Annotated in this window: 20 protein-coding genes; 6 read left to right on the plus strand and 14 right to left on the minus strand. The window is 67.2% G+C overall.

The genetic code is table 11. From position 1 onward, the window contains the following. Positions 1–90: 90 nt before the first annotated feature. The 3 genes from E3O25_RS09730 to E3O25_RS09740 all read right to left on the minus strand — a co-directional run bounded on the left by E3O25_RS09730 (position 91) and on the right by E3O25_RS09740 (position 7,389). Positions 91–3,807, minus strand: a complete 3,717-nt coding sequence (locus tag E3O25_RS09730; RefSeq protein ID WP_241988559.1) for a S8 family serine peptidase — start codon at positions 3,805–3,807, stop codon at positions 91–93. 242 nt (positions 3,808–4,049) lie between these two features. Further along, positions 4,050–6,017: a heavy metal translocating P-type ATPase gene (locus E3O25_RS09735; RefSeq protein WP_134361048.1), complete on the minus strand. Its 1,968-nt coding sequence runs from the start codon at positions 6,015–6,017 to the stop codon at positions 4,050–4,052. 157 nt (positions 6,018–6,174) lie between these two features. Then, positions 6,175–7,389: an NADP-dependent isocitrate dehydrogenase gene (locus tag E3O25_RS09740; RefSeq protein WP_092107621.1), complete on the minus strand. Its 1,215-nt coding sequence runs from the start codon at positions 7,387–7,389 to the stop codon at positions 6,175–6,177. Positions 7,390–7,547: 158 nt separating this feature from the next. Here E3O25_RS09740 and E3O25_RS09745 point away from each other — a divergent pair, with 158 nt between their 5' ends. After that, positions 7,548–8,000, plus strand: a complete 453-nt coding sequence (locus tag E3O25_RS09745) for a GNAT family N-acetyltransferase (protein ID WP_092107393.1) — start codon at positions 7,548–7,550, stop codon at positions 7,998–8,000. A gap of 8 nt (positions 8,001–8,008) precedes the next feature. Next, entirely contained in the window at positions 8,009–8,326 is a 318-nt protein-coding gene (locus tag E3O25_RS09750; RefSeq protein ID WP_370448753.1) for an MGMT family protein, read from the plus strand. Between the two features lie 118 nt (positions 8,327–8,444). Here E3O25_RS09750 and E3O25_RS09755 read toward each other — a convergent pair whose 3' ends face one another. Then, a complete protein-coding gene (locus tag E3O25_RS09755) occupies positions 8,445–10,049 on the minus strand; it encodes a DUF4389 domain-containing protein (protein ID WP_198410975.1) in 1,605 nt (534 codons plus the stop codon). A gap of 367 nt (positions 10,050–10,416) precedes the next feature. On the opposite strand from E3O25_RS09755, the gene E3O25_RS09760 reads away from it, so the two are divergent. Further along, the gene (locus E3O25_RS09760; RefSeq protein ID WP_134361049.1) at positions 10,417–10,767 is read left to right on the plus strand and encodes a cupin domain-containing protein; all 351 of its coding nucleotides are present in this window, start codon (positions 10,417–10,419) and stop codon (positions 10,765–10,767) included. A 257-nt stretch (positions 10,768–11,024) separates the two neighbouring features. Here E3O25_RS09760 and E3O25_RS09765 read toward each other — a convergent pair whose 3' ends face one another. Both E3O25_RS09765 and E3O25_RS09770 read right to left on the minus strand, forming a co-directional pair. Further along, the gene (locus E3O25_RS09765) at positions 11,025–12,830 is read right to left on the minus strand and encodes an ABC transporter ATP-binding protein (RefSeq protein ID WP_134361050.1); all 1,806 of its coding nucleotides are present in this window, start codon (positions 12,828–12,830) and stop codon (positions 11,025–11,027) included. Next, positions 12,827–14,689 carry an ABC transporter ATP-binding protein gene (locus E3O25_RS09770; RefSeq protein ID WP_092107385.1) on the minus strand — a complete coding sequence of 621 codons (1,863 nt, stop codon included), beginning with the start codon at positions 14,687–14,689 and terminating at the stop codon, positions 12,827–12,829. Before E3O25_RS09770 ends, E3O25_RS09765 begins: the two co-directional genes overlap by 4 nt. A 546-nt stretch (positions 14,690–15,235) precedes the next feature. Between E3O25_RS09770 and E3O25_RS09775 the strand changes: the two genes are divergently transcribed. Then, entirely contained in the window at positions 15,236–15,961 is a 726-nt protein-coding gene (locus E3O25_RS09775) for a DedA family protein (protein WP_092107383.1), read from the plus strand. 107 nt (positions 15,962–16,068) lie between these two features. Here the strand turns inward: E3O25_RS09775 and E3O25_RS09780 are convergent, their stop codons facing one another. The 6 genes from E3O25_RS09780 to sucC form a co-directional block, all read right to left on the minus strand. Further along, complete coding sequence (locus tag E3O25_RS09780; protein ID WP_134361051.1) at positions 16,069–17,148, minus strand: Glu/Leu/Phe/Val dehydrogenase dimerization domain-containing protein; 1,080 nt, start codon at positions 17,146–17,148, stop codon at positions 16,069–16,071. Positions 17,149–17,283: 135 nt separating this feature from the next. Next, a complete protein-coding gene (gene purH, locus E3O25_RS09785) occupies positions 17,284–18,951 on the minus strand; it encodes a bifunctional phosphoribosylaminoimidazolecarboxamide formyltransferase/IMP cyclohydrolase (RefSeq protein ID WP_092107379.1) in 1,668 nt (555 codons plus the stop codon). Continuing rightward, the gene (gene purN / locus E3O25_RS09790; protein ID WP_134361052.1) at positions 18,948–19,541 is read right to left on the minus strand and encodes a phosphoribosylglycinamide formyltransferase; all 594 of its coding nucleotides are present in this window, start codon (positions 19,539–19,541) and stop codon (positions 18,948–18,950) included. Before purN ends, purH begins: the two co-directional genes overlap by 4 nt. Before the next feature lie 9 nt (positions 19,542–19,550). Continuing rightward, positions 19,551–20,798, minus strand: coding sequence for a DUF6350 family protein (locus tag E3O25_RS09795; protein ID WP_134361053.1), 1,248 nt, complete (start codon positions 20,796–20,798; stop codon positions 19,551–19,553). 276 nt (positions 20,799–21,074) lie between these two features. Continuing rightward, positions 21,075–21,962 (minus strand): succinate--CoA ligase subunit alpha, encoded by an 888-nt coding sequence (sucD, locus tag E3O25_RS09800; RefSeq protein WP_134361054.1) that lies wholly within the window; start codon positions 21,960–21,962, stop codon positions 21,075–21,077. Positions 21,963–21,975: 13 nt separating this feature from the next. Continuing rightward, complete coding sequence (gene sucC / locus E3O25_RS09805; RefSeq protein WP_092107371.1) at positions 21,976–23,145, minus strand: ADP-forming succinate--CoA ligase subunit beta; 1,170 nt, start codon at positions 23,143–23,145, stop codon at positions 21,976–21,978. Positions 23,146–23,386: 241 nt separating this feature from the next. Between sucC and E3O25_RS09810 the strand changes: the two genes are divergently transcribed. Further along, the gene (locus E3O25_RS09810; RefSeq protein WP_092107369.1) at positions 23,387–24,097 is read left to right on the plus strand and encodes a VIT family protein; all 711 of its coding nucleotides are present in this window, start codon (positions 23,387–23,389) and stop codon (positions 24,095–24,097) included. 59 nt (positions 24,098–24,156) lie between these two features. After that, entirely contained in the window at positions 24,157–24,567 is a 411-nt protein-coding gene (locus tag E3O25_RS09815; RefSeq protein ID WP_134361055.1) for a DUF3054 domain-containing protein, read from the plus strand. A gap of 19 nt (positions 24,568–24,586) precedes the next feature. Here E3O25_RS09815 and E3O25_RS09820 read toward each other — a convergent pair whose 3' ends face one another. Together E3O25_RS09820 and E3O25_RS09825 are read right to left on the minus strand one after the other, a co-directional pair. Further along, entirely contained in the window at positions 24,587–25,198 is a 612-nt protein-coding gene (locus tag E3O25_RS09820; protein ID WP_134361056.1) for a DUF6518 family protein, read from the minus strand. Between the two features lie 125 nt (positions 25,199–25,323). Then, positions 25,324–25,968 (minus strand): NADPH-dependent F420 reductase, encoded by a 645-nt coding sequence (locus E3O25_RS09825; protein WP_092107363.1) that lies wholly within the window; start codon positions 25,966–25,968, stop codon positions 25,324–25,326. Positions 25,969–26,073: the final 105 nt, after the last annotated feature.

The raw sequence follows: 26,073 nt of genomic DNA on the forward strand, positions 1-26,073 counted from the left end.
ATGGGCCCAGTTTCTAAGCTGGGCCCGGGGACGGGGCCCGGGCCCCGTCCCGAGAGAGACGGGGCCCGGGTTCAGGCTGAGCGCGCGGGGCTACCGCACGATCAGCAGCGCCCGCGCGGCGCTGTTCGCGGCCGCGACCGCGTCGTTCCCGCCGTAGTGCCCGACCACCTTGTACAGGCCACGACCGAGCTTGGGCAGTGTCACACTGCCGTGCCCGTTCGCATCGAGCGCCACCCTGAAGCTGCGCTTGTCGACGGTCACGGTGGCCGAGTCGCCGACTTCACCCTTGCTGGTCACGGTGACGGACACGGTGACCCGGCTGGAGGAGAGAACGACCCGATGGTTGAGATTCACCACTACCCTCGCGGGGTACTTCACCCTGAGCCCAGCCGACGTCGCCGTGGCACTCGGCCCGCCTGTTGCCGTGGCGGTCACCACCACGGTCAGCGTGGTTCCGGCGAGCGCCCTGGTCGGCGTGAAGTTTGCCGAGGTGGCACCGGAAATGTCGACGCTGTCGCTCTGCCACTGGTAGCCGAAGGCGAGGCCATCGGTGTTCCACTGGCCGGGATCAGCCGTCAGCAGCGACCCGATCTCCGGGATGCCGGAGATGCTGGGTGCCACCGTGTTCACCGGGGCATCCGTTTCGCCGCCTTCGCTCGCGGCGATGGCGAGAATCGTCGACGCGGCACTGTCGCCGTAGTCGACCACACCGAGGTACGGCGTGTTCGGCAGGAGGCCCGCCCAGCTCAGCGTGTAGGTGATCGGAACGCCCTGCGGCCCCTGAATCGCCGGCGGAGTCGCCGTGAATCCATTCGTGGGCTCCCCCGACGCAACCGAGAAGGTGTTCACGTCGAACGCGGTCGTACCGTTGAACACGTCCACGACAACCTGATAGAAACCGGCCTCGGGGTCGGAAAGGTCGACGCGCTCGTCGGCTGAACCGGTGGCCGACTGCCAGCCGGCAACCGGGTCACCACCGGCGCCGTCAAGGAGGAACACGAACAGGTCGAGGTCGGTTGAATCATCGACGGCGTCCAGGTCGAACCGGGCCAGCCGGCCTCCCTGGATCTCGACCTCGTAGGCGAACTGATCGCCGGTCGTACCCGCACCGGTGCGCGGGTCGAGCGGGTCGTCGGCGTTGTTCTGGTGCACCCCGTTGGCGAGGCCGCTGAGGTTCAGCGCCACCGGCTCCGAGCCACCGGGCGCTACGGTCACATCGACCGTGCCGTCCACGCCGGCGCCGTCCACCTCGGTCGGGGCGACGACGGTGACCGGACGAACGGCGATCGGGCTGTGCACCACGTCGAAGAAGTCACCGGGGTCACCCGAACCGCCGTTGCCGAAGCCCCAGTCCAGCGAGCCGGTCGCGTAGACGTCGAGCGGGGCATCCGTTCGGGTGAAGGTCACCGTGTAACTCTGCTGCTCGCCGACCGCAGCGAACGTCATCTCGGCCGGGGAGACGACGGCGTCGATGCCGGGAATCTCGATCGGGGTGGCGGTGTAGGTACCCTCCCGAACGGCGGTGACCGTGCGGGTGATCGTCTCAGGCGCGGTCAGGGCTCCGATCTGAATCGACGGCAGGTTGAGGTTGCTCGCGTCGATCGGCTCCACGCCGGCATCGAACCCGATTCCCTGCAGGTAGGCCAGCCAGTCGACGGGGCCGCTCTGGTAAACCAGTCCCGGATAGTCGAAGGACGAGGGATTGACCTGCCCGGCCCCCTGTGCGAACGGGTCGGTCACCCGGTCACCATTGGCGTCGACCGTGTCTTTCGCGGTCGTCATCATGACCGATTTAATCTCGGACGGGGTCGCGAGCGGCCGGAAGCCCAGAATCAGCGCGGCAAGCCCGGCGATGTGCGGGCTGGCCATGGAGGTACCCGACAGAAATTCGAACGTCGGGTCGGCGCCTTGCGCATTCGGGCCGTCGGCCAAAATACTGACACCCGGGGCGGCGATATCGGGCTTGAGCAGGTCGCCGCCGTCGGCGGTCACCGGCCCGCGGGAGGAGAACCCGGCCACCTGGGGCACCGGAGTCTGCTCGGCGGTGGTGTTGTCTGGCGTGAACGTGACCGTCGCGCCATCCGTTGCCGCGTAGGCGAAGACCGGGTCGAAGGCGGGAGCGTCGAGGTGGATGCTCGGCACCGAGTGTTCGTCGGTGTCGACGTCGGCCGGTGTGCGGTTGACCAGCAGCATTCCGTTGCCTCCCGCCCGCAGAACCTCGGCCGACTTGGCTACCCGGTCGTAGACACCGCGCTGGCAAAAGACGATGCCGCCAGCTACCTTGGCCGGGTCGAGTGAATCCGGTGCGCACAGCAGCGCGTCGGCCGGGTCGAAGCCGTCAACCGAGACGAGGTCGGCTCGCACCAGATCATCGGAGAGCGGGGTCGTTCCCGGCGTGCGGTCGACCGTGATCGAGGCACCGGCGTACTGCGAGCCGTCGCCCAGGGTGGCCGTCGCCTCATACGACGGGATGGTCGTCGCCGCGACCGTCGTGATCCACGGTGACGCGTTGTCGAGAGTTGACTCCTCGGGTCCGGCATTGCCGGCCGAAGCGGCCACGAAGATGCCGGCTGCCGCCGCGCCGAGGAAGGCCTGGTCGGTCGGTGAGAACGTGGTCTGGGCCGGGCCGCCGCCGATCGAGTAGTTGATCACGTCGACGCCATCGGAGATGGCCTGGTCGATGGCTCGCAGAATATCGGTGTCCGTGCAGCCGTCATCGGTCGTGACCGAATTGTCGGGGCCGGACCAACACACCTTGTAGGCGGCGATTTTAGCGGCCGGAGCGACACCCGAAATGACGCCGAAGTCGACGCCGTTCACGTTCGCGGCAACGTCGACGTTGCCGCCGGCGGTGCTCGCGGTGTGCGAACCATGGCCGTCACCGTCGCGTGGGGAGACATATTCCCCGGTGGACGCGTCACCGATCTGGTCGGCGCCGAACCCGTCGAGAAAGTATCGAGCTCCGATCACCTTGGTGCTGCAGGCATCGGCTCTGAACTGTTCTCCGGTCTGGCACGTTCCCGTGAAAGTCGTTCCGTCGGCCTTGTTCATGGTGATCGTGTCACCATCGAGCCACGGCTCGTCGCCCGGCGTCGTGCCAAGAGCGGAGCCGGCAAAAGATGCGTTCTCCGGGGCGATACCGGTGTCCAGAACGCCGATCACCACGCCCTTTCCCGCCCCGCTCGCTCCGCCCAACTTGGACCACAGTCCGGTCGGCCCGCTCAGCCGCAGATAGTCGGTCGACGACTCGGCTGTCACGTGGCGGAGGGCGTCGGGGACGACCGACACCACATTCTTCTTCACGGCGAGCGCAGCAGCCTGTTTCGCGGTCAGCTGCGCGGCGAACCCGTTGACGGCGAGCGTGTAAGAATACCCCACGGTCGCATCGACGGATGCTGCCACCTCCTGGTGCACCCGGGTGAGGTAGTCCGTGTAGGTCTCGGCCGAGCGGCTTTGGGCGTCCAGCTTGGCTCCGGCGCCCGGCATCGTCGCCGAGAAACCGTTGATTCCGCCCTGATACAGCGCAACAGCCTCGTCACTGAGGGTCACGATGTAGCGGCCGGCGGTGAAGTCCATGCGGGTGCCGCCGGGCGCGCTGATACCGCCGGCCAGGCCGGTCGCAGCGGCAGAGGCAGCCTGCGGTGTCAGTGCGCCGGCGGGAACGGTTCCGCCGACCAGTACAGAAGCGCCCACCAGGGCGAGGGTGACGGTGGCCGCGATTGTGGCGCGGCGGCGCGTACGGGATGTCGGCGCCGGGTTCAGCGCTGAATCCGGCGCCGACATCGTGCGCCTGAAGAAGGAACTCACGTGGTGTCCAATCCGATAAGGGTGCGAGGTGGTCTCGTTCCTGAACGGGAACGCTTCGCTGCCCCGATGCGCGGGACAGTCCGCTCGTGACCGTAGCGCGCTCGCCGCCCCCCGGATAGGGGCATTCCGCAGGTACCAACGTCGTGGTCCGCGGGCGGTCACGCGCAAACGCGCGCGGCAGTATCCACTCTGAAAACGGATGCCGCGGCGCGCGCCCACCTCCCGGCCCGGCTACCGCACCGTCAGGGGGCGACCGCCGCCGCCGATGCGGCCGGGGTCGGCGGCGCGGAGACCGGCGCCCGCCGTGCCGCCGCCCGGTCCCGCCGGCCCCCGATCGCCCGCAGCGCATTCAGAATTGTCACGAGGTCCACGACCTCCTGGCTGATCGCCCCCGCGGTTGCCGGAATCAGGCCGAATGCNACGAGGTCCACGACCTCCTGGCTGATCGCCCCCGCGGTTGCCGGAATCAGGCCGAATGCGGCCACGACCATCAGCACGACACTCAGCATGATGCCGAGCCAAATGCTGTGCAGAGCCACCCGTACGGTGTCTTTCCCGATGCGCACGGCACTGACGACGCGGGAGATATCGTCGAGCAGAATGACCGCGTCGGCCGATTCGCTTGCGGCCGTCGCCCCCTTCGCTCCCATTGCGATGCCCACGTCGGCGACGGCCAGCACGGGAGCGTCGTTGACCCCGTCACCGACCATGATCACCGGCCGCCGGGTGAGCGCTCGCACCGCCTCGACCTTGTCGCTCGGCAGGCAGTCTGCCCGCACGTGCACGATGCCGACCTGGCCGGCCACGTGCTGGGCGGTGGCGCGCGCGTCGCCGGTGAGCATGAGATTCTCCCGCACCCCCAGCCGGGCGAGATCGGCGACGCTCTGGCGGGCGTTGGCGCGCACCCGATCGCTCGCCACGATACTGCCCGCGAACCGCCCGTCCACGGCGACGTACATGGCCAGCTCGCCGCCGGCGAGGTGGGTGGCCGTGGCATCAGCTGCTTCGTCGGTGATGAAGGTGAGCTTACCGACCCGTACCGTGCCGTCTCCGAACCGGGCCTCGACGCCGAAGGTCGCGGCCTCGCTCGCCGAGTCCGCCGTGTGCAGCGTCAGGCCGCGCTCGTGGGCGGCCCCAATGACGGATGCCGCCAGCACGTGACTGGAATACTGCTCGGCTGACGCCGCGAGGGTCAGCAGTTCGTCGGCGGTGAAGCCGGCTTCGGGGCGCACCTCGGTGATCGCCGGCGTACCGTAAGTGAGCGTTCCGGTTTTGTCGAAGACGACCGTCCTGGCCCGGGACAGCGCTTCGAGCACGCCCGCGCCCTTCACGATGATGCCGTTGCGGGCGGCGCGACTCATTCCGCCCATGAACGCGACCGGGGCGGCCAGCAGCAGCGGGCACGGTGTCGCCACCACGAGCACCTCGGCGAACCGCACCGGGTCGCCGGAGAGCGCCCAGGCCAAGCCGGCGAGGGCGAGCGAGCCGACGGTGAACGGCACGGCGTAGCGGTCGGCGAGGCGCACCACCGGGGCTTTGCTTTTCGACGCTTCGTCCACCAGGGCGATGATCTGCTGGTACTGGCTGTTCGCGGCGGTCGCCGTCGCGACGATCGTCGCGGCGACCTGCCCGTTGATCGAACCGCTGAGCACCCCGTCACCGACTGCTCGTTCCACCGGAAGGCTCTCGCCGGTGAGCGAGGATTCGTCGAACGCGGCGCTGTCACTGTGCAACTGCCCGTCGACGGGCACGATCTCGGAGGGACGCACGAGCAGCAGATCCCCCACGCGCACCTCGGTGGCGGCCACATCCGTGGCCTCACCCGAGTCGGGGTCGAGCCGATGCGCAATCTGGGGGGCACGTTTCAGCAGCGCGTCGAGTTCCCGCGCTGCACGTCCGGCGGCGAAGTCTTCGAGGGCCGCCCCGCCGGCGAGCATGAGCACGATGAGCAGGGTCGCCACGTATTCGCCGACGAGAACAGTCGCCACGATCGCGATGATCGCGAGTAGGTCGATGCCCAGGCTGCCGCGGCGCAGCCGACGCAGCATCCCGACGAATTCGATCAGGGCCACGACGAGCCCGTAACCGCTGAACAGCCATCGCACCATCGATGCCGCATCGACGGCCACCAGGGCCAGGCCGAGCACCCCGACGACGATCGTCGTTGAAACAACGGGATACCTCAGGGCGAAGGCCGGGATGCGGGTCATGGACTGAGTCTGGTCCCTGCGCGCCCCGGTCGCCAGTCGGCCTCGAGCGCAGGCTCGCCCGGGCGGGTGCACGCCGAGCCGCACCGGCATCCGCTCATGAACGCGCGAAGGCCCCGACCAGGTGCGGTCGGGGCCTTCGTGGTACGGCTGGTGCGGGTTATGCCAGGCGGGTCTGCAGGTTCTCGGCGAGCGAGGCGAGGAACTCTTCGGTGGTCTGGTAGCCCTGGTCGGGGCCGACCAGCAGCGCGAGGTCCTTGGTCATCTTGCCGCTTTCCACGGTCTTGATGACGACGTCTTCGAGGGTCAGCGCGAACTCCGCCAGGGCCGGGTTGTTGTCAAGCTTCGCGCGGTGTGACAGGCCGCGGGTCCAGGCGTAGATCGACGCGATCGGGTTGGTCGAGGTGGGCTTGCCGAGCTGATGCTGGCGATAGTGACGCGTCACGGTACCGTGGGCGGCCTCAGCTTCGACAATCTTGCCGTCGGGGGTGGAGAGCACGCTGGTCATGAGGCCGAGCGAGCCGAAGCCCTGGGCGACGGTGTCGGACTGAACGTCGCCGTCATAGTTCTTGCAGGCCCAGAGGTAGCCGCCCTCCCACTTCATGGCCGAAGCGACCATGTCGTCGATGAGGCGGTGCTCGTAGCTGAGGCCAGCCGCCTCGTAGGCGGTCTTGAACTCGGCGTCGAAGATGTCCTGAAAGATGTCCTTGAACCGACCGTCGTAGGCCTTGAGGATGGTGTTCTTGGTCGAGAGGAAGACGGGCACGTTACGCTCGAGGCCGTAGGCCAGGGTAGCGCGGGCGAAGTCGGTGATCGACGAGTCGAGGTTGTACATGCCCATGGCCACGCCGTCGCCGGGAGCTTCGAACACCTCGAACGTCGAGGGCTCGCTGCCGTCCTGCGGGGTGAAGGTCATGCTGAGCGTGCCCTTGCCCTTGAACCGAAAGTTGGTGGCCTTGTACTGGTCGCCGTAGGCGTGGCGGCTGATGATGATCGGCTTGTTCCAGCCCGGAACCAGGCGCGGGATGTTGGAGATGACGATCGGCTCGCGAAAGATGGTGCCGCCGAGGATGTTGCGAATGGTGCCGTTCGGCGAGAGCCACATCTTCTTGAGGCCGAACTCTTCCACCCGAGCTTCGTCGGGCGTGATGGTCGCGCACTTCACGCCGACGCCGTGCTTCTGGATGGCATGGGCGGCGTCGATCGTGACCTGGTCGTTGGTTTCGTCGCGCTTCTGAATCGAGAGGTCGTAGTACTCGAGGTCAATATCGAGGTACGGGTGAATGAGCGTTTCCTTGATGGCGTGCCAGATGATGCGAGTCATCTCGTCGCCATCGAGCTCGACAACTGTTCCTTCAACCTTGATCTTCGACAAAAATTTCTCCTCTTTACTCAGTGTGGCCGTCACGACCATCGTCAAGCTTACTAGAAGCCCGCAACTGTCTTGACATCGAGATAAATTCCCACGTGAATTGCGGGTGTCGAAGCGGTACTCGACTACCGGCGACCTCGGGCGCACGTTAGCCTGAAGACATGGGTGAGCTGACGCTGGAAGAATTATCCGCACGTAACATCGTTGCGGCCAACAACCTGAGCCTCAAGCCGGGCCAGGAGCAATTCATCGCACCGGTCTCGTACTCGGTCGCCGCGTCGGTGATCAACCCGGCCACGTCGTGGCAGCGCGTGGTACTTCTCGACGGCGTCGTCGCTGGTTTCATCCACGGCAACTTCGACCCCACCTCCGAACACGAAGAGTTTCGGGCCTGCATCTGGCGCATCAACGTCAACGCCGAGACGCAGGGGCAGGGTGTCGGCAAGTTCGCCGCCGAAGCGCTGGCCGCCGAAGCCCGCGACCGTGGTTTCGACCACGTCAACGTCATCTGGGAGCCCGGCGCCGACGGCCCCGAGGCCTTCTTCCACCGACTCGGTTTCGTCGATGTCGGCGAAACCCAGTACGGCGAGGTCATCGGCTCCCTGAAGCTCTAATCGTTCCGGTGAACGAGCCCGACGACTTCGTGTCCCGGGTGCTCGGCGTCGTCGAATCGATCCCACCGGGGCGCGTGATGACCTACGGCGGCGTGGCCGCGCAGCTCGGTTCCCTCGCGGCCCGCGCCGTCGGGCAGGTAATGGTCCGCTACGGTTCCGACGTCGCCTGGTGGCGGGTCATTCGCGCCGGTGGGCATCCGCCGATCGGGCATGAGGCCCAGGCGCTGCCGCACTATCGCGCCGAGAATACGCCGTTGCTCGCCACGCAAACGGATGCCGCCTACCGGATCGACTACGCCGCCGCCCACTGGTCACCGCCCGCCTGACGAAGTCCACGCAAACGGATGCCGCGAACCTCGCAGAGTGACTACGCCGCCGCCCGCTTGACGGCGCCGGGCCAAAAGGGCCCGGCACCGACGCAGCGTTTCGACCGGCCTCGGCGGGTCAGCCCTGGGGCGCTCCAACCGATTCAGGAGCCGGTTCGGTCGGGCCCTGGTCCAGCCGGAACGGCGGGTAGTCGTCGCGCAGCAACGCCGTGTAGGTGATGACACGAAAGACCCAGCGGTTGACGCCCATGATGAAATTGAACAGCGGCCGCTGATACCGGCCGGTGAACAGCAGAATGACCCCGGCGACCACGACGAGCAGTCCCAGCAGCGAGACCCCGTCGGTTCCACCGATGCCGGCTCCGTCATCGCCGCGCCACGGGTCGGTCCAGGTCGACATGCCGCCGACGAGCACCGTGAGCAGCACGAGGTGCGGGATGGCGAGCAGCCAGCTCTTCACGAGCACGAGCCCGCGCGACAGCCGCTCGGGATACTCGACGTCGAAGTCCGCCGGGTAGTCGGTGCGCGCGAGCGTGAACGGCGGGTAGCGGTCGGTGCCGAGAGCGGAATAGGCGTAGAAGGACACCCGCCAGCTCCAGCGAAGCACTCCCACATTGAAGTGAAAGATCGAGCGCGGGTAGCGACCGGTGAATAAGATGGCAAACGCCGCCACGATCGTGGTGACCAGGAACGCGAACCACAGGCAGGCCAGCAGCACGAAGTGCGGAACGGCCAGCAGCCACTTGATCAGCCACAGGCCGCGCGAGAGCACGGGGTCGAGATGACCGGTCAGCGTTGCCGGCGAGATCGGTTTCAATGACGCATCCGCCCCAACGGATGCCGGCGCTACCGCCGCCGCCAGCGGCGGGGTGACCGGGCCGGTCGCATCCACTCGGCCAAAGGCCGGCGGCTGCGGTGACGCGACCGCAATACCGGGCGTGCGCGGCGCCGGGGCGAGGTTACGGCCGAGGCCGATGGCTCCGGCGACGACCAGTAAGACACCGATCAGAAAGAGGATGCCGCCACCCACGAGAAGTCCCACCGCGATCGGACCGAGCAGGTCGGTGTGCACACCGGCGGCAAGGTTCACCGCGACTCCTTCGCTCGCGTCGGCGTTCATGACGACAACAGACCAGTTTCCCGCAGCGGGCTTCCAGATGATCTCCTGCGTGCCGGCGCCCGAGGCAGATTCGGTCCAAAAACTCTCGTCGGTGGGAGCGCCCGGCGTTTGAGTTCCGGGAACGTTCAGGTAGTCGTCCCGAAACGGCCGACTCTCCACCTCGCGCAGTTCGCTGTGGTTCACGTCAGCGAGATACGCGTCGACGTCGGCGCGCGGTGCGATGCCGATGAACACGTCCCGATCGGAGTCGACCGCGGTTGCCTGCAGGCGCACGGTGGCGAGGTCGAATCCGACCCCGGTCGGCACGCCGAAGTCCATTCCGACATCGAGCTTCGGCGTGGTGATCGCATAGGAATCGACAGCGAAGGTCTCCGCCGGCGAGGTGAAGTAGCCGTCGTCCTGCTGGGAGGCCGTCACAACGGCGAGCGCCGTTCCGCCCGTGAGCATGCCGGCGCCGACCAGGCCCAGCACCGTGCCCAGCACGAGCATGATGATCGCTCCGGGTCGCGCTCCCGAGCGTGAGCGCGGGGTTTGACCGGGCGGGGTTTGGTTGGGGGGAGTCGGGTGGGGGGAAGTCGGGTTGGGTGGCGTGATACTGCTCATCGTCTGGCAGCCTTTCTGGTGCGGTGCATGTGGAAGGACCACACGCGCGCCTCCAGCATCCCGCACCTCCCCCGATCGCACTAGTGACCAAAGACCCGATAAGTCGCGGGGCTGCCCAGCGGATGCGTCGGCCACCCGGCCTCCCACCGACCTGCCGAGGTCGTGCCGCCCGAATCGCCCCCGGCCTCCCGGCCGCTGTTGCCTCCAGCCAGAGAAAATGCTTCGGCGGCACGACCAACTCGTGCTGCAGCTCGAGCACAACACGTCCGTGCCCAGCGCAGCGGCCAGCGCATACCGCCGGAGGCCAGCGTGCAGAGCGAACTGCCGCTGCCTGTGCAGGCCACCGCCCCGGTGCTACCGTGCTGGCATGCAGAGCGATCCGGTCGTCACCAACCCGCAGTTCTACCGGGTGATCTTCGAGAACGAGCGAGTGCGGGTGCTCGAATACCTCGATCAACCCGGCGACGAGACCACACCGCATCGGCACCCCGACAGCGTCATGTTCACCCTGACCGCCTTCCAGCGGCGCCTGTCCACCGGCGGCCGATCCGTCGACGTCGACCTGCCGGAGGGCGTCGCACGGTGGCTCCCCGCTCAGGACCATTCCGGGGCGAACATCGGCGACACCGCAACCCACACCATCTTCGTGGAGCTCAAAGAGCCCACCCCGATCCCGGTCACCCCCGGCCCATCCGAGCCCCTTGGCCCTGTCCCCTAAGTCGTTTCACAGTGCCGCGGGACGTGCGCCACTGCGCGGGAGTCGCAACTCGCTTGCATTGGCGCAGGTCCAGCGTGTCGCGTGGCGCGGGAGGTCTGGCCACATCCCAGGTCCCGCGCACCGGCTCGACTCCCGCGCCGACCCACACAGTCAAGCGGATGCCCGCTGCCGGAGTTCGCGCGCACCGGCGCAGGTCCCGCGCTGCGGCAAAACCCCAGCGCCGCCCGCCAGACCCAGACCCAGACCCAGCCCCAGACCTAGACGAGTGACTCGCGCCAGGCGGCGTGCATGGTCGCGAAACGGCCCGTTCCGGAGATGAGCTCATTCGGGGTGCCGTCCTCCACGATGCGGCCGTGTTCCATCACGAGCACGCGGTCGGCAATCGCGACGGTCGACAGGCGGTGCGCGATGATCACGGCCGTGCGGTCGGCGAGCAGCGTCTGCAGCGCCTCCTGCACGAGCCGTTCGCTCGGAATATCCAGCGACGACGTAGCCTCATCGAGGATGAGCACGGCCGGGTTGGCGAGAAAAGCGCGCGCAAACGAGATCAGCTGCCGTTGCCCCGCCGACACCCGCCCGCCCCGCTTGTTCACATCGGTGTCGTACCCGTTGGGCAGGCTCTCGATGAAGTCGTGGGCACCGACGGCGGCCGCGGCGGCGCGGATCTCGTGCGCCGAGGCATCCGGTTTGCCGATCGCGATGTTCTCGGCGACCGAGCCGCTGAACAGGTAGGCCTCCTGGGTGACCATGACGATCGCCCGGCGCAGGTCCTTGGGGTGCAGGTCGCGCAGATCCACCTCGTCGAGCCGCACCCGGCCGTCCGTCGGGTCGTAGAACCGGCTCATGAGCTTGGCGAGGGTGGACTTGCCGGCTCCGGTCGACCCGACCAGGGCAATGGTCTGCCCGGCCGGAATGTCGAGGTCGACGTGCGGCAGAATCTCCCGATCGGCCTGATAGGCGAACTGCACATTGTCGAAGCGCACCCGCCCGCGCGCTTCCCAGAGGTCGACCGGGGCGACCGGATCGGGCACGCCCGGGCGTTCCTGGAGCACGCCCGAGATCTTCTCAAGAGCCGCAGCGGCCGACTGGTAGGAGTTGTAGAACATCGCCATCTCCTCCATCGGATCGAAGAATCGGCGGGTGTAGAGCAGCGTTGCGAGCAGCGCGCCGATGGCGAGCTGACCGTCGGCCACCCGAAAACCGCCGACCAGCAGCACGACGGCGACCGTGACGTTGCCGATCAGCACCAGTCCGGGGTCGAACACCCCGAACAGCTGGATCACGCGGGCGTTGACCCGACGGTAGCTTTCCACGAGCGCGCCGAACACGCTCTCGTTGTGCTTCTCGGTGCGAAACGCCTTGACGGCGCGAATACCGGTCATGGTCTCGACGAAGCGCACGATGAGGCTCGCCGATGCGACCCGCGACTGCCGGAACAGGCTTTGCGACCGCACCTGGAACCAGCGGGTGAGAATGAAGAGCGGCAGCAGGGCGCCGAGCAGCACGAGTCCGCTGGTGCCGTCGAGCAGCACGAGGGCCAAAGCGGTGAACGACATGTAGAGAATGCCCTGCACGAGCTGGTTGATACCCGAGTCGAGCAGTTCCCGAATGGCGTCGAGGTCACTGGTCTGGCGGGAGATGATGCGGCCCGAGGTGTACGACTCGTGAAATTCCAGGCTGAGCTTCTGCGTGTGCAGGAACACCCGCTTGCGTAGGTCGATCAGCACGGTTTGGCTCACCCGGGCGCTCAGCACGGTATACCAGGCGATCAGCAGCGCACCCGACACCCCGGCGACGAGGTAGATCACGCCGGTCGCGGCGAGCGGCATCCAGTCTTGTTCGAGCAGGGCGGGCAGGCCGCGGTCGATGCCGAAGGCGATGAGCGCCGGGCCGGCCACCTGCGCGGCGGTCGAGACGACGACCACGAGCATGGCGAGCACGACCTTGCCGCGCACCGGCAGCAGCAGCGAGCCGAGCAGCCGCAACGAGCGCGCCCGAATCTGCTTGCTTTCGGCCTGGGTGAAATCGTGGCGTTCTTCGCCCTCGACACCGGTGACGCTCACAGTGCTTCCTCTGTTCGGATTGACTCTCGGCGTTCTTCGTCTTCCAGGCTGGAGATGACGAAGGTGTAGTGCGGGCTGGTGCGCAGCAGCTCGGAGTGCGTGCCGACGGCGGTGATGCGCCCATTTTCGAGCAGCGCCACCCGGTCGGCGAGCATGACCGTTGACGGGCGGTGCGCCACGATGAGCGCCGTGGTGTGCACGAGCACCTCGCGCAGCGCGTTCTCCACGAGCGATTCGGTGTTCACGTCGAGCGCCGACAGCGGGTCATCCAAAATGAGAACGGATGGCCGCGCGGCGACCGCTCGGGCCAGCGCGAGACGCTGCCGCTGACCGCCGGACAGACTCATCCCCTCCTCTCCGACGAGGGTATCGACGCCGAGCGGCAGGTCGTGCACGAAGCCGGCCTGCGCGATCTGCAGGGCCTGCGCGAGCGCGGCATCCGCTTCGGGGCTGGCTTCGGCCAGATCGGCGCGACCGAGCAGAACGTTGTCGCGAACGGATGCCGAGAACAGCGTTGCATCCTCGAACGCCATCGCCAGGTGGCGGCGCAGCTCCTCACGATTGAGCGCCCGCACATCGACACCGTCGAGGGTCACCGCGCCGGCCGTCACGTCATAGAGACGGGTGGTCAGGGCCGTCAGGGTGGACTTACCCGAGCCGGTGAGGCCGACGAGCGCCATGGTCTCGCCGGGTTCGAGCACGAGGTCGATGCCGTCGAGCAGGTCGGGAAAACGCTCGGGCGAGTCCGGGTAGCGAAAGTGCACGTTGTCGAACGCGAGCCGGCCGAGCGGCGCGGTCAGCGTGGCCGGGTGGGCGGGGTCGGTGATCTCGTTCGGGGTGTCGAGAATGTCGAAGAATCGGTCGGTTGCGGTGCGCGCGTCGAAGGTCATCGACAGCAGAAACCCGATCGACTCCACCGGAAACCGCAGCACGGTCGCCGTCGCGAAGAACGCCAGCAGCTCGCCGACGCTCAGGTCGCCCTGACTGGTGAGCCAGACGCCGGTGACGAGGCAGAGCGCGAAGGCAACGTCGGGAACGAGCAGCAGCCACAGCCAGATTCCGGCGATGGCCCGCGCCTTCTCGATCTCGGTGCCGCGCAGGCTCTCCGCCTGCGAGGCGAAGTTCTTCAGCGCGAACGAGCCGCGACCGAAGGCCTTGAGCACGCGGATCCCGTGCACGGACTCCTCGACCGCGGTCGCGAGGTCGCCGGCCTGGTCCTGGCTGCGCCGGGCGATCACCGAGTACTTCTCCTCGAAGACGTAGCCGTAGATCCAGATGGGAATCGAGCAGACCACGAAGATCACGCCGAGCAGCCAGTGCATCCAGAGCAGAATGACGACACCCACGACGATGGTGAGAAAGTTGACGACGAGCAGCACGAGGCCGAACGACACCCAGCGGCGAATGAGGTTGAGGTCGCTCACGGCGCGGGAGAGCAGCTGGCCGCTCGGCCAGCGGTCATGAAAACTCACCGGCAGGTCCTGCAACCGGGCGTAGAGGTGGTTGCGCATGCGCGCCTCGATGTGGGTGCCGGGGGTGAGCACGAACCAGCGGCGCAGGGCGATCATGATCGCCTCAACGACGCCGAGGGTGAGCACGATCCACACGGCCGGCCAGATCTGGGCGGCGCTGTCGCCGCCGCCCACGCCGCTGAGCGGTCCGTCGACGAGCCAGGCCAGCACCTGCGGGATGGCCAGCGCCACGAGGCCGGCGAGCAGCGCGGCGACCATGCCGAGGTACAGGCGCGGCAGGGCCGGTTTGGCGTAGGGATAGAGCCGTTGCAGGCTGCGGAAGGTCGTGCGGCGTGCCGTCGTGCTGTCGGGGGGAGGCGTCGCGGCCGGTGGGGCGGTGGGGGTCATTGTTCCAGTCCTGATGGTGCTGCGGCTGCGCCCGCGGTTCTAGTGGTGCAGCGGATGTCTGTGGTCGCCAAGAACGCGGGCGACCAAGTGTGCGGCTGATGATCCGAATACCGGGGACGATCAGCCCAAGAGTGCGTGCCGGGGCCACGTTTTTACAGGTGGCGAGTTAGACCCACCCCGTGGTCGCGCTGGCGGATCGGTGTGCGCGAGCCGCCGTGCGGGGAACGACGAGGCTAGGCGACGCGAGTCTGGCTAACTGACACCGGGGCAAACGCGCCAAAGTGTGCTCCGTCGTTCGCAAGGGGTGCGAGTGTGATCGGTGCTGTCTTTGTCATGTCTGCCTCCTGGGCGCCTCAAGAATATGTATCAATTGCCCCCCGGATCAGGCAGCCTTTCAGACTATGGCGAAACGGGGGCAGAACACAAGTATTTTCTGCGCCGGGTGCCCCCGCTCGCGACGGCATCGCGTGCCGAACCACTCCGGGTCCCGGCCCTTCCCAGCATTACGTCCCGTAGTCTGGGTTCTGCGCCTCTGTCGGCATCGCCATGCCGCGCGCTCTCGCTCTGTTGGAAGGATTCGTCATGCTGCCCACCCTGTTCGGAATCGATTTTCTCGACTCTGAGTGGCTGATCCACTCGTTTGGATCGTTTGTGCTGCTGGGCGTCGCCGCGGTCGTGTTTATCGAGACCGGGTTCATCGTGCTGTCGTTCCTGCCCGGCGATTCGCTGTTGTTCACGGTGGGTCTGCTCACCGCGACCGGCGTCGTTCCGCTGCCGATCTGGGTGACCTGCCTGGTCGTGTTCATCGCCGCCTTCGCCGGCGATCAGCTCGCCTACGTGATCGGTCGAAAAGCCGGCCCGGCCGTGTTCTCCCGGGAGAAGAACCGGTTCTTCAACCCGAAGAACGTTGAACGCACCAACGCCTTCTTCGCCAAGCACGGCGGCAAGTCCATCATCCTGGCCCGGTTCCTGCCCATTTTTCGCGCTTTCGTGCCGGTCGCCGCCGGCGTCGGCAAGATGCGCTATCGCAACTTCGTGACCTTCAACGCGATCGGTGCCTTCGCCTGGGGCGTCGGCCTCACCCTGGTCGGATTCTTCCTCGGCCAAATCGCATTCGTCGAGAAGTACTCCGAATTCTTCATCATCGGCATCATCCTGCTCTCCGGAATTCCGATTCTCACGGAGCTGACCAAGGCCGCGAGCACGACTCTCAAAGAGCGCCGCGCGGCAGCCCGCGTTCAGCCCACCATCCCGGCCGACCTGCGCGAATAGACCTCGCCCCGCCCGTGACCGCGCCCCATTTGGGTGGCCGCTACAGTAACCGGCGTAGCGGCCACCCAGAAGGGGCGCGCCCATGACCCGAAGAGGCCCGGAACGGGCTATCGGGCGGCGTTCAGGCGGGCCGCCGCGAGTCGCTCGGCGGCCGCGAGGGTCGTGATCTCGTTCGCGCGGGCATCCGCGAAGATCTGGCTGAGCACGGAACCGATGGCAGCCACGCGCGCCGAGATCTGGCCGAGGTCGGCGTTCGGCTCGCTCGCCAGGTCGAGATAGACAACACCGCCGGCGTTGACGACGAAATCCGGCGCCCAGAGGATGCCCCGCGCGTCCAGCAGCGTCGCTCCGGCAGGCGAAGCGAGCTGGTTGTTGGCGGCGCCGCAGACGCCGAGCACGTTGAGCTCCGCAATTACCTCTTTCGTCAGCACCCCGCCGAGGCCGCACGGCACGAACAGATCGGCGTGCACCCGGTGCGCGTCGGCAACCGATACCCAGCTTGCGCCGAGCGCGTCGGCCAGCGCGCGCTTGTCCGGGTTGATGTCGGTGACGGTGAGGGTGGCGCCGGCGGCGGCGAGAGCGGTCGAGAGGCGTCCGCCGACCTGGCCGAGGCCCGAGATGACCAGGTGACGCCCACGCACGTCGCGGCTGCCGAACAGGGCCTCCAGGGTGGATTCGATGCTCGCGTACACGCCGGCCGCGGTCGCCTCCGCCGGTTCGCCGACGCCGCCGGTTGCGGCGGGCAGTCCGCAGACGTGACTGGTGCGTTCGGCGACGATGGCCATGAGTTCGGCGCTCGTGCCGACGTCTTCGGCGGTCATGTAGGCGCCGCCCAGGCTTTCGATCGCGTCGCCGAGGTCGAGCATCGCCAGACGCTTCAGCGCATCGGTCAGCACGGTGCCAAGCGGCAGGTAGATTACCGACTTACCGCCGCCGCGGCGAAGCCCCGCAGCCGCGTTCTTGAGGGTCATGGCGGCGGAGAGGCGCAGCGCGTCGGCGACAGCGTCGGTCCAGTTCGCGTATTGCCAGAGGCGGGCGCCGCCGAGTGCCTGGCCGAGGCGGGTGGAGTGAACGGCCACCGTGATCATGAGTCCCGAGCGTTCTCCGGTGACGATCAGTACTTTCTCATGGGACGGCGTCGTCTGGGCGAGAGAATCGACAGCGACGGTGGGGTGCGTGAGGGTCATGGAAACTCCGTTGTTTCGGGCCTTGTGGGCCGGATGCGGCGACGCCGGTGTGTGGCACCGCCTCGAACAGGATAACCAAACCGGGTGCGCAAAAGCACCCTCGATTGAATATCGACGGTGCTTTTCGCGATCGGACTAGTGGAAGAAGTGGCGCTCTCCGGTGAAGTACATCGACACACCGGCCGCGGTCGCCGCGGCGATGACCTCGGGGTCGCGCACCGAACCGCCGGGCTGTACGACAGCGGCGATTCCGGCTTCGAGCAGCACCTCGAGGCCGTCGGCGAAGGGGAAGAACGCGTCGGACGCGGCGACCGAACCCTCGGCCCGTTCGCCGGCGCGGCTCACGGCGAGGTGGCAGGAGTCGACCCGGTTGACCTGGCCCATGCCCACCCCAACAGATGCTCCGGCGTGCGCGAGCAGAATAGCGTTCGACTTCACGGAACGGCACGACTTCCACGCGAATTCGAGGTCGGCGCGAGTGGCGGCATCCACTTCGGGGCCGGCCACGAGCGTCCAGCCGGCCGAGCTGAAGTCTTCGAAGCTGTCGGTCTCCTGCACGAGCAGGCCGCCGGAGATCTGGTGTAGTTCGAGCGAGGACCGTTCGTAATCGGCGGGCAGCTCGAGCAGGCGAATGTTCTTCTTCTTGGTAAGCAGTTCCACCGCGGCCGGCTCGAAGCCGGGGGCCACGAGCACCTCGGTGAAGATCTCACTGATGGTTTGGGCCATGTTGAACGTGACAACGCGGTTCGCGGCGATCACGCCGCCGAACGCCGAGATCGGGTCGCAGGCGTGGGCGCGCAGGTGCGCCGAGGCAATGGCATCCGGTGCGTTGGGCTTGGCGATGGCGATGCCGCAGGGGTTGGCGTGCTTCACGATGGCGACGGCCGGTTCGCTGAAGTCGAAGGCGGCGCGCACCGCGGCATCCGCGTCGACGTAGTTGTTGTACGACATGTCCTTGCCGTGCAGCTGCCGGGCCTGGGCGATGCCGCGGCCGCCCTCACCCACGTAGAGCGCTGCAGCCTGGTGCGAGTTCTCGCCGTAGCGCAGAATGGCCTCGCGGGTGACCTCGATGCCCAAGCCCTCCGGGAACGGCGACTCGTCGTCTTCCTCGTCGTCTTCGTGTTCCAGCACGTCGGCCTCGCCGAGGGCCTCGGTGTCGTCCTGCCACTGGTCGTAGACGTTTTCGGTGAACCAGGCCGACACGCTCAGGTCGTAGTCGGCGGTGTGCTCGAACGCGAGCGAGGCGAGCTTCTGGCGCAGTGTGAGGGTCGATCCGCCGGCGGTGACGGCTTCGATGATCTCGCCGTAGTTGGCCGGGTCGACGACGATGGCCACGTTGGCGTGGTTTTTAGCGGATGCCCGCACCAGCGCCGGGCCGCCGATGTCGATCTGCTCGATCACGTCGGCCGGCTCGGCGCCGCTCTCGACCGTCTCGACGAAGGGATACAGGTTGACCACGACGAGCTGGAAGGCCTTGATGCCAAGCTCGCTCAGCTGCGCTTCGTGGGCTTCCAGGCGCAGGTCGGCGAGGATGCCGGCGTGCACGCCGGGGTGCAGGGTCTTGACACGACCGTCGAGGGACTCCGGAAAACCGGTGACCGTCGAGACATCGGTCACGTCGAAGCCGGCGGCGCGAATGGTGGCCGCCGTCGATCCGGTGGAGACGATTTCGACGCTATCCGCTTTCAGCGCTGCGACGAGTTCGAGCAGGCCGGTCTTGTCGCTCACGGAGATGAGTGCGCGCTCGATGCGGATCTGGTCCCGGTCACGGTACAAGCTGGGCGCGTTGGTGTGTCCACTCATGCGTTGGAATTCTCCTTGAGGTTCATATGTCCGTTGGCGATGTCGAGCACGGCCTGGATGAGCAGTCGGCGTTCGACGATCTTGATGCGATTCTGCAGGGAAGCTTCGGTGTCATCGGGCAGAACGGCGACGCGTTCCTGCACCAGGATGGGGCCCTCGTCGACACCGTTATCGACCACGATGATGCTCGCACCGGTCTGCACAGCCCCGGCGGCGAGGGCGTCCCGCACGGCGTGTGCCCCGGGGAACTCGGGAAGGTAGGCCGGGTGCGTGTTGATCAGGTTCGGCGACAGTGCGGCGACCACGCGTGGCGGCAGCAGTCGCATCATGCCGCTGAGTACGACCAGGTCGGGCTGCCACTGCTGAATCTGCGCGAGCAGTTCGTCGCCCCACTCGGCGCGGTCGGCAAAGGACGCGAAGGGAACAGAGAAGGCGGGGATGCCGAATTCCACCCCGAGCTCGAGCCCGTCGGCATCACGGTCGGCGCCGATCGCGACTATTCGGGCCGGAAACTCGGCGTCTTCTGACGCCTCCAGCAGGGCTCGCAGATTGGATCCTCCGCCGGAGATCAACACGACAATAGACAGCACGCACTGAGCTTACCGTTTGACGGAGAGCCCCGACGGGAGTCGCACCCGGCCTGCCAGCATGCCGAGGGCCGCAGCGACACCGATTTCGGCGGCGGCGAGAGCCCCGACCAGCAACGGATCGGGCCCGACCTCGACCAGACGGCCGGGGCCCATGGCTCCGGCCGACCACCAGGCGAGCACGCCGAGCAGTGCGCCGGCGACCACTCCCATGCCGAGGCCGGTGAGCACGTGTTCAAGCGTGGTGCGTTCGGGCACACCGGGGCGATCCAAATACTGTCGGGTGACGACCGCCACAATGAAACCGATCAGCACCGGAACGAGCAGTCCGAGGAAGCCGTAGGCCGGGGTGCCCTGCGGCAGCGCACCGAACAGGGGCAGGCCGGGCAGGGTGCCGACGACGGTTCCGATCGGCGAGACGCTCGTTCCCACGCCGAGCGCGATGCCCGGACCGACGAACCATGCGGCGGCCCAGATGACCAGGTTGGGAATGAGGGCGAGCTGGGCGAGAGTGATGGTGGCGCCGCCGAACACGCCGGCCTGCACCGCCTCGTACAGCCCGATGATGGTCGCGTAGTTGACCGCGATGAGCGCGGCCACGGCCACGGCCGACACGATCAGCACCCCGGCGGCGGCCGCTGTTCCGCCGCGCAGAGCGGCCTCGATGATGGTGCGACTGGTCTGCGGCATCCGCTGGTACCACGAGCGGATGCGCAGGCTCACCCGATCCACAGCGTCAACGGCCCCCGCGGTCTTGCGCCGCCCCAGTTCCGCTCCCACCAGAACTCCGGCGGCATAGATGAGCGCCGGCAGCAGAACACCCTGCAGCTGGTTGGGCGCGACGGTTTGCGACACGGCCGACACGGTCACGAGCGTGGCGAGAAGGGCATAGGTGCCAACGGCAACGCTAACGCCGGTCCAGCGGTGCGGGGTTTCTGCGGCGCGCCGACCGGTGTGCACGCCCATGAGCACCGACAGCATCGCGAACCCGAGCGGTACTACCGAGATCAGAAAGGGGGTGTCTGCGCCGGCCAGGCCGAGCGCCGCGGCCACGTCGGGGCCGAGTTGCACCGTGAGGTCGACGCCATTGCCGAGCAGCCAGATATCGGCGGCAGCGCGCCAGAAGACGAACCATTCGACCGAGAGGCCGAAGTGGGCGGCCCAGAGCACGGTGAGGGGCACCATGGCGATGCCGATGCCGATGGCGACGACAAGTAGTGCCTCGAGAGCGGCGAGCAGGGCGGTCGTTATGCGGTTCATCCGTTGCGAGCCTATCTCTCCGGGCCGACATTGCCCGCCAGCCCGCGCCCACTTGCGGCACACAACCCTCCGTTCGTAACTGCGGAGATTCCCCGCGTGTGTGCCGGCGCGCGCGCGAACATGCGCGTGATCACGCGGCGCGCCCGGGCATCCGCTCGAAATCTCCGCAGATCTGCACGCCCGCCAGCGCCCCGCCCACACAAAAGGGGCCCGCCGATAGTCCGGCGAGCCCCTCGTTTGAGCGAATTACTGTGAAACTAATTACAGTGAAACAAATTACAGTGCGGCGAGTGCCTCGCGCAGCAGGGTTGCAGCCTCGCTCGGCGTCTTGCCGACCTTGACTCCGGCGGCCTCGAGGGCCTCCTTCTTGCCCTGGGCGGTTCCGGCTCCGTCGGAGACGATGGCGCCGGCGTGGCCCATGGTCTTACCCTCGGGGGCGGTGAAACCGGCGACGTAGCCGATGACCGGCTTCGTGACGTGCGCCTTGATGTATTCAGCGGCCTTCTCTTCAGCGTCGCCGCCGATTTCGCCGATCATGACGATGGCGAGGGTCTCCGGGTCGTTCTCGAAGGCTTCGAGCGCGTCGATGTGCGTGGTGCCGATGATGGGGTCGCCACCGATGCCGATCGCGGTGGAGAAGCCGAGGTCGCGCAGTTCGTACATCATCTGGTAGGTCAGCGTGCCCGACTTGGAGACGAGTCCGACCGGGCCCTTGACGGTGATGTTCGCCGGGGTGATGCCGACGAGTGCTTCACCGGGCGTGATGATGCCGGGGCAGTTCGGGCCGATGATGCGGGTCTTGTTGCCCTTGGCGATGGCGTAGGCCCAGAACTCGGCCGAGTCCTGCACGGGAACACCCTCGGTGATGATGACGAGCAGCGGAATCTCAGCATCGATCGCTTCGATGACGGCGTCCCTGGTGAACACCGGCGGTACGAAGATGATCGACACGTCGGCGCCGGTCTTCGCGACGGCCTCGGCGACCGTGCCGAACACGGGCAGCTCGACGCTGCCGTGCACAACGGTAGTGCCGGCCTTGCGCGCGTTGACGCCACCGACGACCTGGGTTCCGGCCTTGAGCATGAGGGCGGTGTGCTTGGTGCCCTCACCTCCGGTGATGCCCTGAACGATGACCTTGGAGTCTTTGTTGAGGAAGATTGACATGCTTGGTTGTCCCTTACTTCGCTGCGTGGGCGAGCTCGGCGGCCTTGGCGGCGCCCTCGTCCATGGTGGCGGCCAGTGTTACGAGCGGGTGGTTCGCCTCGGCGAGGATGCGGCGACCCTCCTCGACGTTGTTGCCGTCGAGGCGCACCACGAGCGGCTTGTTGGCGCTGGCACCGAGCTCGGCGAGCGCGCCGACGATGCCCTTGGCGACGGCGTCACACGCGGTGATGCCACCGAAGACGTTGACGAACACGCTCTTGACCTGCGGGTCGCCGAGGATGACGTCGAGGCCGGCGGCCATGACCTCAGCGGATGCTCCGCCCCCGATGTCGAGGAAGTTGGCCGGCTTGACGCTGCCGAAGTTCTCACCGGCGTAGGCGACGACGTCGAGGGTGCTCATGACGAGCCCTGCGCCGTTACCGATGATGCCGACTTCACCGTCGAGCTTGACGTAGTTGAGGCCGGCGGCCTTGGCCTTGGCTTCGAGCGGGTCAGCCGCAGCGGCGTCCTCGAGGAGGGCGTGCTTGGGGTGACGGAAGTCGGCGTTCTCATCGATCGTGACCTTGCCGTCGAGGGCGATGATGTCGCCCTCTTCGGTCAGCACGAGCGGGTTGACCTCGACCAGGGTTGCGTCTTCACCCTTGAATACGTTGTACAGCTTGACGAAGACCGGGGCGACCTTGTCGACGAGCTCGGCCGGGAACTTGGCGTCGATCGCGATCTGCTTCGCCACGGCGAGATCGATGCCGACGGTCGGGTCGACTGCTGTGTAGGCGAGCGCTTCGGGCTTCTCGACGGCGAGAACTTCGATCTCTACGCCACCCTCGTAGCTGGCGAGCGACAGGTAGGAGCGGTTGGACCGGTCCAGCAGCACGGAGAAGTAGAACTCCTGCTTGATGCGGGCGCCGCCCGCCACCATGACGCGGTGAACGGTGTGACCCTTGATGTCCAGGCCCAGAATGCCCTGGCCTGCGGCCTCAGCGTCATCCGGAGTCTTGGCTACCTTGACGCCGCCGGCCTTGCCGCGGCCGCCAACCTTGACCTGCGCCTTGACCACGACAACACCACCGAGCTTCTCGGCTGCTGCACGTACTTCGGCGGGGGTGTCCGCGATGATGCCCGGCAGAACCGGCACACCATATTCCTCAAAGAGGTCTCTCGCTTGGTACTCGTAAAGATCCACGCTGCTCTTCCAATCCGCGTCTTGGCGATCACACCGCCGGTGAAGATATATGAGGTTGTTGGTAACAGCAGTCGTTGTCGTAAATTAGCTCGACATCAAGACATACCGGCCCTGGGAAACTCTATCGCGTGAATCATGCGTCATGGCGCACCCCGATGCCGCATCGACCGGTGCAAAAACGGGCGGAAGGCTAGCCACACCTTGCTGGACGACTCCGGCACCGAGTGCTTATCGTAGGACCATGACTGATCTTGTCCAAGCGGTTGAACCGCACGCCGCCGGCCTCGCCTCCCGCCTGAACTGGCTGCGCGCCGGTGTTCTGGGCGCGAACGACGGAATCGTCTCCGTCGCCGCCCTCGTCGTGGGTGTTGCCGCCGCCACGACAAACTCCCACGTCATCCTCATCGCCGGCGTGGCGAGCCTGCTTGCCGGCGCGATCTCGATGGCCCTCGGCGAATACGTGTCGGTGAGCAGCCAGCGCGACTCCGAACGTGCCCTGATCGCCAAGGAAACCTGGGAACTCGAGAACGAGCCCGACGAGGAACTCGCCGAACTGGCCGGATTCTACGAAGCCAAGGGGCTCTCCAGCCAGACCGCCCAGCAGGTGGCGATCGAGCTCACCCGGCATGACGCCCTCGCCGCCCACCTCGAAGTTGAACTGCACATCACCGAGCAGGACGTGTCGAACCCGTGGCACGCGGCCTACGCATCCGCTATCGCTTTCACCGTCGGCGCCGCACTCCCCCTGCTCGCCGTGCTGCTGCCGCCGGCCGAGTACCGCATCGGTGCCACCTTCGTCGCTGTACTGATCGCGCTCGTCGTCACCGGCTGGCTGAGCGCCCACCTCGGCAGCAGCCCCAAGCCGCGGGCCATCGCCCGCATCGTCATCGGCGGCATCCTCGCCCTCGCGGTCACCTACGTGATCGGCGCCCTCATCGGCGGCAACATCTAGTCGAGCCGGCTCACAGACAACACCGGGTTACGCCCCGGCCGCGTGGCTAGGCTGAAAATATGGCATCACTGCACATCAAAGCTGGCCCCATTCCTCGATCATCAATCATCACGGCGGGCGTGCTCGACGCGGTACTCGTGCTCGCGTTCGCAGCCATCGGTCGGTTGAGCCACGAAGAGAGCCTGGCCGGCCTCGGCGTCACCTACTGGCCGTTTCTGGGCGGGCTGATCATCGGCTGGCTGCTGCTGCGCGCCTGGCGTCACCCCCACAACATCGTCTGGACCGGCCTCGCGATCTGGATCGTGACCGTGGCCGGCGGCCTGTTGCTGCGCCTGGCCAGCGGCCAGGGCGTTCAGCTCAGTTTCGCGATCGTGACGACCATCGTGCTCGGCGTGTTCCTGCTCGGCTGGCGCGCCATCGCCGCACTCGTGCAGCGCGCCTCTCGCCAGCGCGTGCCGACCCACTCCTAGTCTGTCGGCCGCACCGGTCCTAGCCGGCGGCGATTGCGTCAAAGAGCAGGTAGACGCCGAACAGGCTGGCCGCCATCAGAGCGACCAGCGCGAGCGCCACTGCCCGGTCTGGCCAGCGGCGACCTCCGCCGAGAGCCAGGAGCAGGCCCAGGGCGCTCTCGCCCCACCACTGCGGGCCGCCGATCAGCAGCGCGCCGTAGAACGCCTCGCCGAGGACGAGCCCGCTCATCACGGCCAAACCCAATCGGTGCGCGAGCGGCTGCCGTCGGCCGGCCAGGTCACCCGCCAGCCCACACAGCGCGCCGGCGCCGATGGCGACGATCCCCCACAGCACGAGCACGCGGGGTGGCTGCGACTCCGGGCCGAGTACGGCCCAGGTTACGACCATCGCCGCCAGCGCGGTCATGCCAAGCAGGATCGCGCGCGACCCGCGGGTTCGGGTCAGCGCTGCAACGGTGAACGGAAGCAGGCCCCACAGCGCGCTGGTGTTGGCGAGCGTGGTCCACGGCTCCGGCAGCACTGCATACAGCGCGCGGGCCAGCAGCCCGGTCGCGATCCCGGCGCCGACCGCCACGAGCGGACTGCGGGCGAGCGTCGCTGGCCGACGCATCCGTTCGTCGGTCAGGGTCATGCTGCGAGCCTAGGGTGTTGTACGCCGCCTCCTGGGCGGGCGGGCGGCGCCGGGCGCAGGCTTGCTCTCCGGGCGCACGTTCGATCATGCGCCCAGCGAGCCAACCTGCGCCCCGCTGCTACTGCCTAGGCGAGCACCTTGAGGCCGGTGTTCCAGTTGTACGAGGCGTGTGCCGGGTTGACCTGCAGGGTCATGATGAGCAGCTGGAAGCCCTCGAGCTCGCGGGCGCGACGCAGCGGGCCGACATCGATGGGGTTGAGTCCGGCGTCGGTGACGAACGACTCGACGGCGGCTTTGGCCGTGTCGGAGTCACTCGCGACGAACACGTCGAGCGGCTGGCCGGAGACCGACCCGGTGACGAGCGTGCCGGCGAAGGTCGTGTTGAAGGCCTTAACGATGTTGACGCCGTCAGCGGCGAGCTTGGCGAGCTCTTCGGCCGCTGAGGTGCCGGGGGCGACGGTCAGGGAGTCGAAGGTCGTGAAGTCGACCGGGTTGGTGATGTCGATCACGGTCTTGCCGGCGAGTGCGGCGCCGTAGCCGGTCACGAGGGCGCGAGCCGCGTCGTAGGGAACGGCGAGCACGACGATGTCGCCGTCGACGGCAGCGAAGTCGACCGGGCCGCTGGTAACGGATGCCCCGAGTTCGGCAGCGAGCGCCGCCGCCTTGGCCAGGTCCTGTCCGAGAATCTGCACGCTGCGGCCGGCCGCCACTGCACGGGTTCCGATGCCGCGAGCCATGTTGCCGCTGCCGATGATAACGATGTCAGTCATGAGAATTCTCTTTCTATTGGGGGGAGAGGCCTGTTGGTCGTGTTCACGATGTGGATGTTACTTACTTGAAGCAACAACTAAAACCTAGGGCTTTTTAGTTGAAAC

Source organism: Cryobacterium sp. TMT1-3, assembly GCF_004402315.1.
Lineage (GTDB): Bacteria > Actinomycetota > Actinomycetes > Actinomycetales > Microbacteriaceae > Cryobacterium > Cryobacterium luteum.